The organism is Desulfococcus multivorans (genome assembly GCF_001854245.1).
Lineage (GTDB): Bacteria > Desulfobacterota > Desulfobacteria > Desulfobacterales > Desulfococcaceae > Desulfococcus > Desulfococcus multivorans.
The window spans coordinates 704,993-721,697 of sequence record NZ_CP015381.1 but is presented as its reverse complement, the minus strand read 5'-3'; the positions used below and the strand labels follow the sequence as shown (position 1 = coordinate 721,697).

Annotated in this window: 9 protein-coding genes; all 9 read right to left on the bottom strand. The window is 56.8% G+C overall.

Annotation, left to right across the window (positions count from 1 at the left end; all coding sequences use genetic code 11):
* Position 1: 1 nt before the first annotated feature.
* The 9 genes from dmul_RS03075 to dmul_RS03035 all read right to left on the bottom strand — a co-directional run bounded on the left by dmul_RS03075 (position 2) and on the right by dmul_RS03035 (position 16,626).
* Positions 2-757, bottom strand: a complete 756-nt coding sequence (locus dmul_RS03075; protein ID WP_020876165.1) for a hypothetical protein — start codon at positions 755-757, stop codon at positions 2-4.
* Positions 757-2,751, bottom strand: a complete 1,995-nt coding sequence (gene pglZ, locus dmul_RS03070) for a BREX-3 system phosphatase PglZ (protein WP_020876164.1) — start codon at positions 2,749-2,751, stop codon at positions 757-759. Before pglZ ends, dmul_RS03075 begins: the two co-directional genes overlap by 1 nt.
* Positions 2,748-5,645 (bottom strand): DEAD/DEAH box helicase, encoded by a 2,898-nt coding sequence (locus tag dmul_RS03065; protein ID WP_020876163.1) that lies wholly within the window; start codon positions 5,643-5,645, stop codon positions 2,748-2,750. The genes pglZ and dmul_RS03065 overlap by 4 nt, the downstream gene beginning before the upstream one ends.
* Positions 5,646-5,652: 7 nt before the next feature.
* Positions 5,653-8,277 carry a S8 family peptidase gene (locus dmul_RS03060; protein ID WP_020876162.1) on the bottom strand — a complete coding sequence of 875 codons (2,625 nt, stop codon included), beginning with the start codon at positions 8,275-8,277 and terminating at the stop codon, positions 5,653-5,655.
* Positions 8,270-9,277 carry an AAA family ATPase gene (locus dmul_RS03055; protein ID WP_020876161.1) on the bottom strand — a complete coding sequence of 336 codons (1,008 nt, stop codon included), beginning with the start codon at positions 9,275-9,277 and terminating at the stop codon, positions 8,270-8,272. The genes dmul_RS03060 and dmul_RS03055 overlap by 8 nt, the downstream gene beginning before the upstream one ends.
* Complete coding sequence (locus dmul_RS03050; RefSeq protein WP_020876160.1) at positions 9,277-12,078, bottom strand: DNA methyltransferase; 2,802 nt, start codon at positions 12,076-12,078, stop codon at positions 9,277-9,279. The genes dmul_RS03055 and dmul_RS03050 overlap by 1 nt, the downstream gene beginning before the upstream one ends.
* A 91-nt stretch (positions 12,079-12,169) precedes the next feature.
* Positions 12,170-15,901 (bottom strand): DUF6079 family protein, encoded by a 3,732-nt coding sequence (locus tag dmul_RS03045; protein WP_020876159.1) that lies wholly within the window; start codon positions 15,899-15,901, stop codon positions 12,170-12,172.
* Positions 15,898-16,413, bottom strand: a complete 516-nt coding sequence (brxF, locus tag dmul_RS03040) for a BREX-3 system P-loop-containing protein BrxF (protein WP_020876158.1) — start codon at positions 16,411-16,413, stop codon at positions 15,898-15,900. Before brxF ends, dmul_RS03045 begins: the two co-directional genes overlap by 4 nt.
* 9 nt (positions 16,414-16,422) lie before the next feature.
* Positions 16,423-16,626 (bottom strand): helix-turn-helix domain-containing protein, encoded by a 204-nt coding sequence (locus dmul_RS03035; protein ID WP_011927933.1) that lies wholly within the window; start codon positions 16,624-16,626, stop codon positions 16,423-16,425.
* Between the last annotated feature and the right edge of the window lie 79 nt (positions 16,627-16,705).

The window sequence follows — 16,705 nt, the reverse complement described above, 5'->3', positions numbered from 1 at the left end:
TTTAGTTGCCCTTCAATTTCAACAGCTCATCGTCCAGCCCATAGCGAACCACGTCGATCCGGTCGCTGCGTTGGGAAACAAAATCTCCTGTCATCACAGGGAGCTGGAATGGGAAGAATGCCGGGTTGTTCAGGAGCAGCCCCAATGCGCCCTTGGCCTCCGGGGTGGCCAGGAGTGCAGACTCGAACATCAGGATGGCCAGGTTTGGCTCGGCAATGCTCACGGGAGCGGCTTTCTCATAGCAGCCTTTAGCCTCGGAATCTTTCAGGGCTCCCCAGGCGACAAAGGAGCGGATGACAAATCTCGCATAGCGGCTCACGGTCTGCCGGTCGCCATACTGTTCCTTAAGGCGATTAATGATCTGCGTCTGGGTCACTTGGTCCTGCAAGGCCAGCAGACGGCCGGTCTGCCGGGCCACATTGAACCAGAAGGGATAGACCGCCGAGATCATCCCCCAGTGGACCGCCAGGGCCATGGACGGGTTTTCCCTCAGAAACGCCAGCGAGGCATCCCGGAATGGAATCAACTCGGGGTCAGGAGAGACCCAGATCTTCATCAGATTGTTGACGACAAAGGTCCGGGTCTGATCACTTCGTTCGCCTTCGGAGCCGTTGCCTTTTCGATCCGCGAGGAACTCATGCAGCTCCTGGCGGATGGTTTTGGCGTCGAATCCCGCCAGCAGCAGATTGGCTGCTTTCTGCATCCACTCGAAACGATTCGCCTGCTTGATGCCAATGGCTTCGTGTCTTTTGCCCATCACCGTGTCCTCCTTTCAAACTTCACAAGGGGCACGATAACTTCTTCGATGGCTACACCGCCGTGACCTACGATGGCATCTCCCGGGTTCACGAATGCGTCGCGGCCACCGGCCACCAGGGGGAAATAATCTGCGGGCAACCCGACCGGCTGCCACTCGTGGGCAAACGGGAAGGCCCCAGCCACCTGAGCGCGGAGTTCCGGCGTGGGATAGACACGAACCCGCTCGCCGCGAGTTTCGGCAATAACACCTTCAGATGGGCGGCCTTTACCTTCGCATTGGATGTTGCCGTGATCGGCCGTCAGCCAGACCTCATAGCCGTATTCCAGCAGTTGGCCGACCAGTGCAGCCAGAAAACCACCCTGGCACCACTGCTTGATCTGGTTGTGCATCCCGGCCGAGCCGAGTTGCATGCCGTGCATGATCTTGTCGACCTTGTCCACGACCAGCCCCACCACCTTGGTCTTCCCGGGGTGGATTGCGGAGTCGAGGACGCCCGCAGCATCGCCGTCGCCAAGGCCGCGCTGGTAGGCGACATCGAGCCGGGACAGGCCATGGCCTTCCCAGAACTGCTTCCAGAGCTTCTCTTCGCTGTTGGTCGAGTTGATGGATGACGGGAAATAGAGCGGCGGCTTGCCCGAGAAGATCGATTGCCGCGATACCGAGGTCAGCGTCGGAATCCAGGCGAAGGTCGCGGATTCGCGCATGACAAGATTGGCATCTTGCTTTTGCAGAAGCTGGCGAATGGTCACCCACTGATCCAAGGCCAGTCCATCGACCACGATCAGCGCGGCACGGCTGCTACCGGAGTCCTCGATTTCCCTTGCCAAGCGGCGCGGCACATGGTGCAGCATGGCTGGATTGGTCGGCGGCAAGTTGATCAGACTGGAGTAGTGGTCGGCCAGCCAAGCGGCAAAGGTCGTGTTCAGTGCATCGCCGATTTCCCTGAGCCGGGTCTGATACTCGGTGCTGTTGCCACAATGAACCAGCGAAGAAAGTTCGGCCCATTTCAATGCAAAGGCGGTCCAGTCCGAGTAACGCGCTTCAGCAGTGGGCAGTTCCTTCTCGACAAGGCCAAACAAGCGAGAGATCCGTAGCTCGTCATCGTCCACGCCGGACGTGGCGATGCCGCTTCGAACCCAGGACCCGGCATCCACTTCAATGCCTTTGGCCTCGACAGGGGTGAGTTTCCCCTCCAGGAACAGGTTGTCGATGTAGACCTTGATGTCCTGATGGTCGAACGGCAGGCGATCAGGGCCGGGATACTTGAGACCGTATTCCGGCGAATCCTCCCGTACCTGATGAGCGCTGCCGAGCCTGGAAAGAAATAGCGGCCAGCGTTCCTGCAAAAAGGCGAAGAACGCCTCATCGTCCGGAACAATTTCAGAGAGCGGCCAAGCCTTGAATCCATCATGCCCTTTGAGAACCTGGATAAGCCGCTCAGCCAGCATCAGCGGGATCTGTAGCTTCCCATAGTGCAGGCGCAGCAATGCGCGAAGCAGCTCCACCTCGCCCCCAATTAGTTCCGCCGCAATGCCGAACACATGACGGAGAATGAAATCCTTGGTGGCGTTGTCGCCCATGCGATCCGGCGGTGACTTGCGCTGGGCCTCAAAAAGCGAATCCAGCAAGCTCCTGTCGAGCTTTTCAATGACCGGATAGCTCAGGTTGGGAAAGAGATCCCCCAAGTTGAATGAAAGCTTGCGGCCCGCCTGGAGTAGGTCGTAAGGCAAGGATTCCAGCTCCGCATCCTGCAAGCGGAGGACTACCACCAGATCTGTGTGCTCACCCCGGTCCCATATCGAACGGTACTTTGACTCATAGGCGTATCTGAATTCGACCGGATCACTGAACTCGATCAGGTCGAACCCGCGCCCGCGAAGCTCCAATGCCAGCTTCTCCTCGGTCAGCAGACAATCCGGGTCCGCGACCAGGGTCAGCTTGCTGACGTTGGGCACAAAGTCGTTCAGGATGGCGTCTCGCCAACTACTCATTGAGCGCCTCCCTTGATGATCCGCAGCATCAGCAGCGACCGGATTTCCGGTACGATCTGCCGCGCTGATTGCAGTTCATGCCGCCACTCATTTTCCTCAGCAGCGCAGCGGGCCAGACGGTACTGGCGCACTTCGGGCAGCCCAACTCGTTCGATGGCCTTGCGCCGAGAGGTGAAGGCGACCATGCCGCGTTCCTCTTCCCTGTTCACCGAGGCGAGGTGCGCCTGCTGCAGGGCATCGAATAGCTCCTGTCCGGCCTGTTCGGCAGCAATCTGCAAACGCTCATGGGCGGTGATAGAGTCATCCTGCCCGAGGGTGGCCTGAACCTCGGCTTCCGCTGTCTGCAGCGCATCCCAGATATGCCGGGCCGTGGGCAGAAACAGTTTGCCTTCCTCGCTCAAAAACACGCTGACATAGCCACGCCGCACCATGGGGATGCGCAGGAGTTGTGTCTTCTGGTGCATTCCGGCCTGAAGGCGGATCTCAAAGAGCCCCCAGAGTCCGGAGATGCTGGCTGGCAGCCCGCTTACGGTTACGCACGGCAATGGCTGACCTGCCGCGACCTGGGGCAGGTTCAGGGCAAGACCACGGACACGGCTGTTTTCGAGATTGAGCAGGGTTGCGTCGGTTAGACGATCCGCTTCCCGAGCGCTGAATACGGCTTTGCGGTGTTCCTGGCCATCCGGCCAATTCAGATCCCACCATGAGCGCTTGCGACTGGCTGCGCCGCCGTGTGAATTGAGGTAGCCCACCGTCATCCGTTCCACCCAGTGGGGCAGCGGATGCGAGCGCAGACGCTCAGCGGTTTGCACATCCGGCTCTTCGGATATGCCGTAGATGGCGGAGGACTCGCGCACCTGCTGAATCTCATCCCGAATCCTGGCCACCGTGTGATCGACGGAGGTTTCGATGCCGTCAGGATTAAGGATGGCCGAGGCGAACACATCCTCGAACAACTCACCGGCCTGCGCCGAGTCGAGCACGTCGCCGGTCTTGTCGATGCCGAACTCGTCGAAGATCACCGAGAGCTTCTGCTCCAGAACTTCGCGGACCCGGAACTCGACTGAATCCTCAAATACGAAATTGATCGCCTGTACGGTTTTGGGCTGGCCGATACGGTCCACGCGGCCGATACGCTGCTCTAGCCGCATGGGGTTCCAGGGAATGTCGTAGTTGATGATGACATGGGCGAACTGCAGGTTCAGACCCTCACCGCCCGCATCGGTGGAGACCAATACGCGGTGCGATTTGCGGAAGGCATCCTGGGCTGCCCCACGTTCCTCCATGGCCATGGAGCCGTTCAGGGTGACCACCGAGATTCCCCGGGCTTCCAGAAACTCCTTCAGCATCTGCTGGGTCGGCACGAACTCGGTGAAGATCAGCACCTTCAGATCCGGTTCGTTTTCCTCGGCTTGCAGCTTGTAGATCCACTCGATCAGAGCCTCGGCCTTGGCATCCGGTCCAGCCTGTTCACAACGGACCGCCGCGTCGAGCAGGGTCTCAACATGGCTTCCTTCGCTCTGCAGAGCCGACACATGGGATTTCAGCAGCTCATCGAGCAGCTCCTGGCCGTCCATGTCATATAGCTCGGCTATTTCATCGTCTGGGCTTTCCGATCCGTCCGCGCCGTTTTCCAGTTCCGCCAGGCGCAGGCTGGCTTGTTGCTCACCATCCTTGAGTGCCGCAAGCCGACGCTCCAGCGTGGTACGGATCGCCCGGGTGCTGGAAACCACCAGGCGCTGCATCAGGATCATCAGAAAGCCGATGTGGCGCTTCTTCTCGCGCAGGGCCTGGTTGTAGCCCTCGCGCACATAGTCGGTCACCGCCTCGTAGAGAAGCTGCTGCAGTTGGTGACGGCTCTCCCAGGCCACCGGGGCCATCTGCGTCCGCCGGGGTTTGAAGAGCGGCTTGCCGTCGGCATCAATGGCCTTGCGCTTCTCGGTACGGATGACATACGGAGCCACCCGGTCACGGGAGACGCTGTCCATATCCGGAAAGGCATCGTCATCCAGCAGGTTCATCAGCCGATGGAAGGCATCGGTCTTCCCCTGGTGGGGTGTAGCCGAAAGGAGCAACACATAGGGCGCGGCTTCCGCCAGCCCCTTGCCGAGCTTGTAGCGGGCGACCTGGTCGGTACTGCCGCCCAGCCGATGCGCTTCGTCCACGATCACCAGATCCCAACCGGCGGTAATCAGATCCTCGAACCGGCTGCGGTTGTATTCGGCGACGCGCTCGGCGGTCCAGCCGCGCCGCTTGTCCATGGGTTTGACCGAATCCAGGGAGACGATGACCTGATCAAACATCGACCAGGCTGAGCTCCGGTGATCCGCCCCTGGAGCCAGGCGTTGCAAGGTGCCGATGTCGTCACCCAGAACAAGCTGGAACTGTTCATTGAAGTGGGTCTGCATTTCCGCCACCCACTGAGTGGCAATACCTTTGGGAGAGACAACCAAGGTTCGGCGAACAAGCCCTCGCAGTTTGAGCTCGCGCATGACCAGACCGGCCTCGATGGTCTTGCCGAGACCCACCTCGTCGGCCAGCAGGTAGCGCACGCGGTCGCCGGAGATGGCCCGGGACAAGGCGTGGATCTGGTGCGGCAGCGGAATGACGTTGGACTCCATAGGAGCCAGCAGCACATGGCCCTCGGTGGCGCTGGTGGAGCCTTCGAGCACCTCGGCCACCTTGGCTGCGGCGGCCACATAGGCAATGCGTCCAGCCTCGATCTCCGGCTGCAGGTCGGCACTCAGCGGCCGCAAGGCGGAGCGGGGCACGCGCACCACCGCGTCCTGGTTCGGCAACCAGACGCGGCAAACCGTCTGCCCCCACAAGGTCTGTTCTTCGATGACCTTGCAGGCGCTGTTATGAACGGTGCTGTATTGCCAAAGCGACTCCATCCGCTAATTACCCTCTACCTTGATCTGTTGCCTGCTGAATCTGAATCGCAGGTGCAATGCGAGTTCTGATTTCGTTGTAAACAGCGATATCGAGGCCCTCGGCTACCTCCAACGACACGGCCAATCCATACGCGACAGGGTTATGAATTTTCCCTGCGTCTTCCCGGCAGTTCACCTTGATTTCGATGACATCCCCGTCGATGAACGGCTCCGCTCTCTGGCCTTCAAACACTTCGTGTTGTACTGTTCCCCGCCTTACTGCACGCCAGCCGTCGGTCCCGCTGCAGCTTTCTTTTCTATCTTTAGCAGGCACAACTCCGCCGACCTCGAACCATAGACTTGCTGTTCTATACTTTTGTGTCCCTGCGGATATTGGCGAAAGCCATGCCATGGTAACGGTCAGCCGTCGCCATTCAGGCCGAGCGCCTAAAGAAGGCGGCAACGGCAATCTGAACACATGGGCCTCGCCATCAGAAAGCTGCCCAAAGCCCAATAAGGTGGCTCGCTGCTCAGTACAATCCAGTACGCGGTTTACTTGAGGAACGCCATAGCCCATCCACCTGCTCACAAGTCCGCTTAACTGTCGATTGTTCTCTGGCGTGCGCAGCAGGTCCCCGACTTGAGCGCCAACATCTCCCCATGCACAGCCATGAACGAGCATGGCTTTCAGTAAAGGGGCCTCGTGAATACGAGCATCAACTTCCGCAGCTTGTTCTTCAAAGATTTGTTGAAGTGAGTCGTAACAAATACCAGCGGCACGACTCATCAAAGCAGCGGCATTGCTGGTTCCACAAGAATAGGCAATACCTTCAAGGCTTCCAGATTGCCGAGCAGGGATAGCGGATTTGTTGCCTGGCGGAGTATTCCGGATCGAGGGTTCGACCGGCTTTATGACGTAGTTATCTCGCCGTGAAGACCTGAGATCTTCCTGGTACAGGACCCTGCCTCCCGGGAAGACAATATCCGGCTTGATCGCTCTGCGATAACCACTGCCGAACGCTGAAACCGGGCTCGGCAAAAACTGCAAAAACGGGTTGAATCTGTTATTGACCGCCCCGAAGTGAGACGAATCGTATTGGACTGAACCAACCGTCAGCCCGTTGATACTCTCAGCTGGTGAGAGAAGCTTGCGATTCCGGGCATCTGAAAAAAGCGCTTTAACAACAGCAGTTTCTTGCTCCTGGGGATCTGAAGATTCGAATTCGGTCCGTGAAATCCCAAGTTGTATAGCGTCTGACTGATTCCCAGCACTTACAATAAAAAGCACACCATAGGTGAGACTGAGCCAATCCAGTAGCCTTGCTACAGGGCTCATGGACTGCAGGAACTGTCTATATGGATCACCAATCGATAAATTGATCACCCTTACAGAAGGGGCCACCGGGCCTTCTGAACCATCGCCTTCAAATAGCCTTTTCACGGATCGGTGAATGAGGTCCACAAGCAGGACGTCATCCGGAATATGTTCACGGCGAGGTGCCCGAAAATCATTTGGAATCGGCTGCATAATCGGACGAACATACACTGGTCGTCCTAATGGCCGCAGCCCATCGTTAAGGTCACCGTGGACGATCAGAGACGCCATCGATGTGCCATGCACGCGCTCATTGGCGTTATAGGTGCTTTCTACATTGTCAGGGTCATCGACGATTAGCCTTCCATTCAAGAGTCGATGATTTGCCAATGGAAGCCCATCAAAAACAGCAATTACCGGCTCTCCATCCGGCAGTGAATGTTCTTCAAGATCAGAATAGACTGCTTCGTCTTCGAGAAGTCCCTCCCCGGCAAGCATCTGTCCGACAGGCCGAAAGAACATGACGCTGTCACATTTCACCAGTTCTGTATTCGGATTATCGACAACGGCCTGGATGGCATTGGCTGGCAACTCGGCCAATATGCCATGATAGGCAATGCCCTCATGCAGTGACTCAGCTAAGACATGCCCGCCGAGTTGCTGGATCAGACTCGCGACAATTGCTGAGCTTTGGCTTCTCTTCTCTTCGCTGTTTCGAAACCAAAGTTCGACTTCAAACCGTATAAGCCTGCCGCCGTCATGCTCCAGATCTTCTTTCCAGGCGTCAATCACCCCTGTCTCCAGAAGCCTGTCTTTGACGTCCCACCGGCGAATATCTTTCAAGCGCAGAAATACATCACGAAACTTCGTGAGCCCACCGTCAAATTTCTGTTTTGGGTCCTCCTGGTCCGTATATCGACGCCACATAGAGAGCATCTCATCCAGAGCTCTCTGATTGGTCATAACCATGTATAAGCGGCCACTCAGCTCCTTCTCCGGATGTTTTTCATCGAAGAAGTCCTGATCAGGACCTATTTCGTCGATCTCAAATTCTCCCATCCACTCAAAGCCATCAATGCGCTTCACAGCGTTGGCGAAATCTTCGACGCTGCCGATGGTTTCCATCACAAGAACTTGCTCAGGGTCTATGCCTGTCACAGCTTGCTGGATCTCGATGTTTCGGGCGCGAACAGCTTCTTGTAGCTGAGTAAATTTTGGAGCCAGCCTTTCCCCTTGCCGATAATGTGTCGGCAGATGCGGACGACCACCTCCGCCGCCAAGATTCGACTTGGAAGTAACCTCAGGCGTCGGGAAAAGGAGTAGTGGGCGTTCAGGCATCCTTCACCTCCGGTCCGTCCTGTTGAGCTACTGTGACTGATCTGGCGGACCAGTGCTGGAGGGTTTTGGACACGATTTCCTTCATGTCGGCGTTCGGTTGTTCGAGCACATACTGCCGGAACACGGTCGTGCCAAACTCTTCGACTTCCGCGAAATTCGATTCCTGGAGACGTTTGGCCAAAGTGCCAGGCGCGTATCCCAAAGGGATATTGATCCGGCGCTCGAATTTTTCGAACCACTCTGTCAGGCGAGCACGGGTCGGGCCGGGCAGTGTCATGCGGACCTGGAAGCGCCGCCATACTGCACGGTCCAGCAGTTCCGCATGATTGGTTGCCCCTATGACCATCACATGGCTCGGCAGGTTGTCGATCTGCATGAGCAGCGAACTCACCACGCGTTTGATCTCACCGGTTTCGTGCAGATCACCGCGTTCCTTGCCGAGGGTTTCAAACTCGTCGAAAAAGAGGACGCATTTCCGAGTGGATGCATACTCAAACAGTTTTTTCAGGCGGACAGCGGTCTCACCCAGGTATGTACCCACGACGCTCTCATAACGAACCACAAGCAGTGGAACCACCAGTGCTTCTGCAATGGCCTCGGCCAACGACGTCTTGCCATTGCCCGGCGGTCCGATGAGGAGCAGGCGGTTGCGGGGCTCCAGGTTGTATGACCTGAGCAGGTCGGTCCTGTGCTGTTCCTGGATCAGGCCCTGGCAAATCTGCTGCACCTCATCCGGCAGGATGAGATCCGAGAGTTTTCGTTGAGGCATGACCTCATGGAACAGGTTGCCCATGCGCTGATCCAACATAGGGCCACCGCCATTGGTAACGGGACGCTCAATCGGTGCGGTATTGAGCATCTCTTCGAGCTTCTCGGCCAGCACCTTGTGCTGCTTGGTCCGCTCTTCGGCGATGATCGCCTCGACGACTTTTCTAAATGTGGCCTTGTCGCCCCGTATGCCGGATTGGACAAGGCGAATTAGTAAATCCGCTCTTGCCATTATTCGCCTCCCATTCGTGTTACTGCCTGGTCGTACCACATGAGCAGCTTGGGATCTTCTTCAAGGACGTTGTTGGGGATCTTATCGGCCACGGCGACGATGACGGCGTAGTCGCGTTCCTGCCAGGCTTTCTTGAATCCGGCGCGGACAGCTTCCAGGCGGAAGACCTTGAGTTTCTTTTTGACCTCTTTGTATTCCTCGAACTCCTTGAGCAGTGCCTTCTCGCGCAGTTTCTCCAGGTCGCCTGCCTTATTGGGATCGGGCACGTACCAGCGGTCGCGGGCCTTGGCGACCAAGGTTGGGTCGTCCTTGGGCAGGTTGCGCAGCTCTTTCCAGTTGGTAGAGAGGTAGGCGTGGATCTGCTCGGGCACCGGGCCTTTGCCGTCATAGCGTAAAAAATTTTGCTCCAACAACGTCGAAAGTTCTAGCGATGACTCGTTTTTGTTCCACGCACGCTGTGTTTCCTTGATGAATAAAGGGTGAATATCTTGATAGGTCTGAGGCTTCTCTTTTATTACTTGTCTCAGCCACTGAATGGCTGAAGCTTCATCAGAGACGAAAAGAGATGCTTGGACAAGTTGCTGCGATGTCATTTTCTTGCGGTCATATTCTGCGACTTGCTCAGAAAGAAAATACATCCCATCCCTATCAATGAAACGCTGTGACAAGCCGACTTGGAACTCTTGGCTGGAGATGGGTACTGGGTATCCTTTTCTGACGTAATAAGCCACCATCTGGTCAAATAGAATACGGGGATCTCTTTCTGGAATCATTTGCAGCATTCCCCCATGCTGCTTAATCACCGGGAGATAATTGAGGTGTGTGCGAACAAAATCCCAGACACCTTCTTCAGTTGCTGCCTCTTGTTCGAATCTTTCCTCAAGACCACCATTGGGTTTATATGCCGTAATAATCAGATCTTGCTTAACGGCCGTTGGTGTCATCACTGCTTTGAATGAATGCTGTTTCTTATCGAGGCTAGCGACATTCGCGACAACGAAACCACAACGCTCTAGCGCTGTTTGGATGGCATTCCAAACTGATGCTTTAGTATTGGAGAACTCTACGGTTATCCAATGACCAGGTTTTAAAACCCTGTAATACTCTCGAAAGCAAGACTCCATGAGATGACGGTAGTCTTCGACACTTTTCTTTTGCGATGAGCTTACAATCGCTTCTTGTGTCTGATTGGTGAGTACGCCTAAAAATGCCTCCCAGAAAAAATTGAGCTCGGAATAATCGAAATTGTGTCCAAATGGTGGGTCGGTAAATATGTAATCGATTGAGTTGTCCGGCATGTTGCGCATGCAATCAGCGCTTTGAGTAGAGACAACCTGGCCACGTGATTTGGATACAGGAATAGATAGGCTATCGCCAATAGTCTTGGCATTGCGCTCAAATGTTCTTAAAACGTGGGGAGGTGTTATCAAAGAGCTTACATAGAGTGTTCCTGACAGCGGGCCGCCGCCTTTTCTGTCGGCACGGAACCTGCGCATTCGCGAGGCATATGGCAGAGATGATGTCAAAGCGAACATAAGCAGTAATCTTATGTTCGAATCAGTGACGGAATTGATTTTGTCGATGAGTAGCGCAACAAAGAGGTGCTCACGCGTGGTGAAAAACTGATGTATATGGGTAATTCCTATGCCAAGATTCCGCTGCGTTTCTTTTCCATGCATCATCTCAACGCGAGGGAGGCTGATAGTTTCCAATAATTTTTCAGCCTTTTGAATTGCTGCCAAATCGTCACTATCAACTAATTTTTCGTGCCTTGTTGTTCCTACCGTATAGTTAATTATTACGGGGACAATTTTTGAAATCTTAACTGGCTCGCGAAGAACAGGATCGTATGTATTTGTAAAAACGGTTTCCCATTTCCCTTCTGGCACCGCAGAGTCACATGATGGACATCGGATTTCGCTATACAGAGAATCATTCGCCTCATCTACAGCGACTTCGTAATAAGTCGTTTCGTGACTGCATTCCGGGCACCTTATAGCATCAGAGTAAATCGTGAACTCGACTTGACCCTTTTGATTTCCTCTATGACTATAGGCTTTATGCTCAAGAGCCTTACGATCCCGGACCTTCCATCCATTGTGATTTGTGGCATAAATATCGCCATAATCCTTTTCTAATTCACCGCAAATACGCCTCACTTCCTTCGTGAAGGAAAGGCTGGAAACCGGCCTCAGAAGGCTGCTGGAAATAAAGGACGCTATTGGTGATAGGTCTGAAAGAATGACCTTTCGTTCCCCAATCGAAGCATCTTTTACAGATGGGGTGCGTATACTCCCAAGTTCACCACATAATGCACCAGCCACACCTGTCATCCCGGTGCCGCAAAAACCGTCGAACACAATGTCTCCCGGCTGCGTGTAATGGAGGATGTAACGCATGATGGCCTTGTGGGGCACCTTGGTGTGATAGGAGTGCGCGTTGTAAATGGGGTCGTTTTTCCCCTCGCTCACGTCGGCCGCAAATGGCTCACGGTGATAATGATAATCTTCGGGCTGTTTCGGCTTCTGCGCCTCCCATTCGGCGATGAAGTCGGCGATCCACGGGTTCGGACAGGCGGTGTAATACGGCGGATCACTCAGGTTCAGGATGTCTTCGTCGCTGCCGATGGGAAAGCCTTCGATCTTGCGAAACTCCGGGTCCTGCAGTTTTTTGCGCAGCTCCTCGGTAAAGTGGGCGCGGCGGGCCTCATCGTTCTCGAAGGTCATGCCGAGGCAAGTCACCGGGCCGGAGGGCTTCTGCGGCTCTTCAAGCAGCGAGTCGAACAAACTGGTTTCTTTCATCTTCATAATCCTTGGCTTTCGTCTTGTGTCTCAGCTTGGTCACTTTGCGGGTGACCAAACTCGGCGAAGTTGGTCACTCGCTTAGTCACTCTTATTCCATGACGATCCGCACCTTGGCCGGGTCCTTGCCCTTGGTGAGCTGATCGATGTACTCCTCAAAGCGTTTCTTCATCTCTGCCGGGGTGGCCGGGCCGTCGGTGACCTGCAGGGCCTGTTGCAGCTCCTGCGCCTTGACGGTGACCTTGACCAGGCCGGAGAGTACTTCCTTCAATGCATGGACAAAGTTGCTGTCCAGCGGCACCGGCAGTTCCTTCGACTTGATGAAGGCCTCCAGGGGCTCGCGGTCGTCGATTTTCAGCAGGTCCATGTTGGCCTGGGTGATCGGGTCCTCCAGGTTGCTGAGGATGGTGGAGGTCCAGGCCGTCACCATGGCGTCGAGCTGGGCGTCCATCTGGTCGATCATCTGCGAGCCTGCCGCCGCGCCGGTTTCCACCGAAGGCCGGAACCCGCAATGCGGGCAGATGGGCGAGGCGTCGAGGTTTTGCTCGGTCAGTGCGAAGCAGCTCTTCAGCCCGGCCAGGCGGTTCTGGTAATCGGTGAGCTGCTGCCGGGGCATCAGGTCTATACCAGCCAGCTTGAGCAGGGTTTGCAGGCGTTGATCGTTGAGCAGTCCTGCCTTGCGCTTGTCGTCGTTCACGCCCAGCCGCGCCTTGGTATGCAGGCCGATGTAGGCGACGGTGTAATCCTTCTTCAGCTTTTGCAGCTTGGCCCCGATGCTCTGGGACTGGCTGGCCAGCTCGGACAGGTCGGCCTGCTTAAGGGCATCCAGCACATCCTGCCGGGTGGTCTTCATGCGATCCACCCAGTCATGCTCGGCGGGCAGCACCGCCTCGGCGGTGGAGAGCCAGGACGCCGTCGGGCTATGGTCCATGATGAACTCGCGCAGGGCGTCCAGTTCATCGAGCGCCTTCACGGCCTTTTCGTGGGCCAGCACTTCGGGAGCGCTGTAGCGGAAGTTTTTCAGCTTACCCGGCGAGGAGTAGGCCTGGAGCGATTCAAAGAAGCCCTTGGCCTCGTCCAGCCCGCTGGTCTGGCTGGCTAGGTCGGTTCCCGCGAGCAGGTCCAGGCCCCAGAAGGAGAGCCCTTCGCGCAGGGTCTGCTGGGTCATGACGATGCGCTTGACGATCTTGCCTACCGCTTGTTGCAGGTTCTGCACCGGCTCGTCCTTGCCCTGGGTGACGAGCTGGGCCATGCCCGGCGTCATGCCGAGCAGTTCGAACAGCGCTTTGAGCGCGGGCAGGTTCCATTCCTTGGGCTGCTCCAGGTGCTTGAAGCGGACCAGCTCGTCCATGCCGGTCGCGGCAAGCTGCTGCAGGCCGGTGGCGTCAAACTTTTTGCCCGGAATGGCGAGCACGATGTCGCCGGAATAGACCAGCGAAGCCAGGATGACCGCCACCCATTCCGGCTCAAGCCGACCACCGCCGGGGTTCATGTATTCCAGCCCGTGGTCGTCCTGGATGATCTCGTTGCGGTTGACTACCTGGCCGTGCCCCTTGGCCTTGACGGTATCGAGAATGAACTTGGTGTACTTCGATTTGTAGGGATCGATCTTCTCGCCGTCGAGCAGCTCCAGGGCGTCCAGCACGGCGGTGGCCTGCTTGGTTCGGTTCTGCCCGGCGATGGCTCGCAGGGCGTCCTGCGCTGCCTGGGCGCGGTTGTTGCCGGTGATCAGGACCGAGAAGAACGGGTAGTCCGGGGCCTGGTTCTCGAAGTTCGGTGCCAGGCAGACACCGGCGATGGTGTTCACCAAGTCGCGGAAGTTGATAGTCTCGTGGGGCGACAGGCCGGACAGGTCGCGGATGGATTTGCCCTTGGCCCATTCGGTCATGGACTTGGCGCGGCCCTGATAGGTGACCTCGAAGGCATCGCTCATGTGCTTCTGCAGCCACTGGACCAGCTTCTTCAGGAAACCGTTGGCCTTCGATTCATAGGTGGCCTTGGCATGGCCCGATGAGGTGGCTGCAAGATCCAGGGCGGCCGCATAGCTCTTCAGCGCAGTCTGGAATTCCTCGTCGGTGCCTTTCAGGCGGAAGAAGACCTCGTCGTTGACCTTGTCGTCCTTGAAGCGCGGCGGATCGTTGGGCTGGATGAAGTAGAGGTAAAAGTCCCGCTGCGGCACGGCGGTGGAACGCTCGTTCGGTGCCCCGAAAAAGAGGTAGCCGGAGCGGGCTGCCTTGTGCTCCTGCCAGACCAGTTCGTGCTGCCAGATTTTGTAGCCGGTCACATAGGTTGCGTCCTGGCATTCCATGACCCGCTTGAGCGCCTCGTAGTAGAAACGGTCGAGCTGAGCCTGCCCCAAGCTTTCGGCCCGTTTGTCGATCAGGGCGTCGAAGTCGTCGGTCTTCTTCAGATCGAGGTAGAACTGGCGGTTGTCGGCATTGAAGGAGATGAACTGGCCGCTGACTGTCTTGTGGATCTCGCGCAGGACCGTTTCCACATGGGTCTGGAGATCCTTGTCGGGTTCGTCGCTACCCAGCTCGGCGATCAGCGGATCAAACAGGCAGAGACGGTCGCGCAGTTCCTCGGCGGATGCGCCCATGGGGGCATAGATGTCGCCAGTGGTAAGGCGGTGGACGGACAGAGCATGGATCAGGCGTAGCGCCATCGGCTTGTATTGTTTGCGGGTGATGGCGTTCTCGATGCGGGATTCCAGAACCTGGCTGCAATCAATGACTGCCCGGATTTCGGGAATGGCGCGGAACGAAGCGTTCTGCTTGAGGGTACCCCAATAGCTGTCGAAGGCGATCAGGCCGGGTTCGTCCTGCGGCACGTCCTTGCCGAGAATGCCTTTCATGCCCATGGACAGGGTCTTGAGCACCTCGCGCTTTTCCACCACGGTGACCCGCTCGAAGGTGTCGATGTAATCGGGATGCACCGGGAAGAGCCGGACAAACTCGTCCATGCGCTCATTGAGCCCGCCGTAGTATTTGGCAAAAGGCATCAGGTAGTCGCGGATCTTGGCCTGTTGCTCGGTGGTCTTCTTGAGCAGGCGCTCGGCCACGACGAATTTCACGTCGCTGCGGGCGATAAGGATCTGCTCGAAGCGGTCCTTCACCCGGCGGATGCTGTCGGCGACAAAAGCGAAGCGCGGGCTGTCGAAAATGGCTTCCTGGACACCGGCCATGAAGCGGAAGCGCAGGTCCTTGCAGACCTCGCCGACCTCGCGGAGGAAGTTGAGGTCGAGGATCAGCTCCTGGTCCTTGCGGGTGCGCAGGTAGTCGAGCAGCTCGTCGACCACCAGCAGCAGGCCGTGTTCGGGGAAGACCTCGCCGAACTTGGCCATCATGTCTTCGAAGGCCCGCTTGTGGCTGGTAATGGTCCCGGCTTCGGGGAACACATACTCCACGCCGAGTTTTTCGAGGTGCTCTTCCAGTTCGGCCACCAGGATGTCGCGCAGGGACATGGTGGTGGCACCGATCTCGGTACGGATGACCTTGAACCGACCGGCGATCTGAGAGGCTGCGTCGCGGACACCATCGTTCTTCAGCCCTTCCAGCAGGGAGGCATCTGCGGCAAGGCTGGAGACCACCGACATCAAGTGCGACTTACCGGTGCCGTAATTACCGACCACCAGCAGCCCCTTGTTATCGACCGGGTGGTCGAACTGCATCTGAGGAATGACAAGCTGCGTGAGTCGTTCGGCCATTTCATCTGAAATGACATAGGTGTTCACCAGGTGCTGCGCGGCGTTCGATTTGTCCGCGTCACGCAACTGAACGACCGACTCAATCGGGTCGAATTGGATAAGGTCTCCGTATTTCATGCTTGTCCTGCCTCTCTATTGTTTTTTGCCGAATCGACCGTGGCCGAGCCATCCATGCCCACAATCAGCGCATCGACCGAGTCATAGCTGCGGTACTCGGGATGGCCGGTTTCGGCGTACAAAAGCCTCCCGGAATTCATGATTCCGTTCCACGAAGCCACCACGGCCCGATTTCTCGAAATGGACTGCAGCAGGCGCAAGGGGTCCTGCTGGAGATCCTTGTCGAAGAGGATCTCGAGATTATCCAGCACCACCGGTGCTTGAGCCTGGTCCGCGATCTGATCGAGGATGCCCGGTAGCCGAAGCGACCGCTGTTTGGCTGTCAGCTCCAGCAGTTCGCCTGAAAGCGCCAGATTGACGTTGACGACAGATGAGCCGAATTCCTCGGCAATATCCCGAAGAACACCGGTCTTGCCGGAACCGGTCTCACCCACCAGCAACACCAGACGGTGATACAGCCCTTCGGCTGCCTGGATGGATCGTTTTATCTTGTCGTGAATCGGCTCGGCCATGGTCGCTCCTTATTGCTCGGTGTCCGGCTTATCGGATTTGTCAGCCGCACCGCCGGAGCGGACCCATTCGTCCACTTCGTCTTGTTTGAACATCCATCGACGTCCCACCCGGTGGCCCGGCATAGCCCGTTGTTCGATCCACTTGTAGACCGTCTCGTTGCTTACATTCAGATATTTGCAAATGTCATCGACCGTCAGCCATCTCTCATCCATAGCCTTCGTCCTTCGTTCATCATGTTTTCGGTAAAAGCCCGAAGGTCTCCGGGAAACCCGAAATCCGGACACAGTGCCG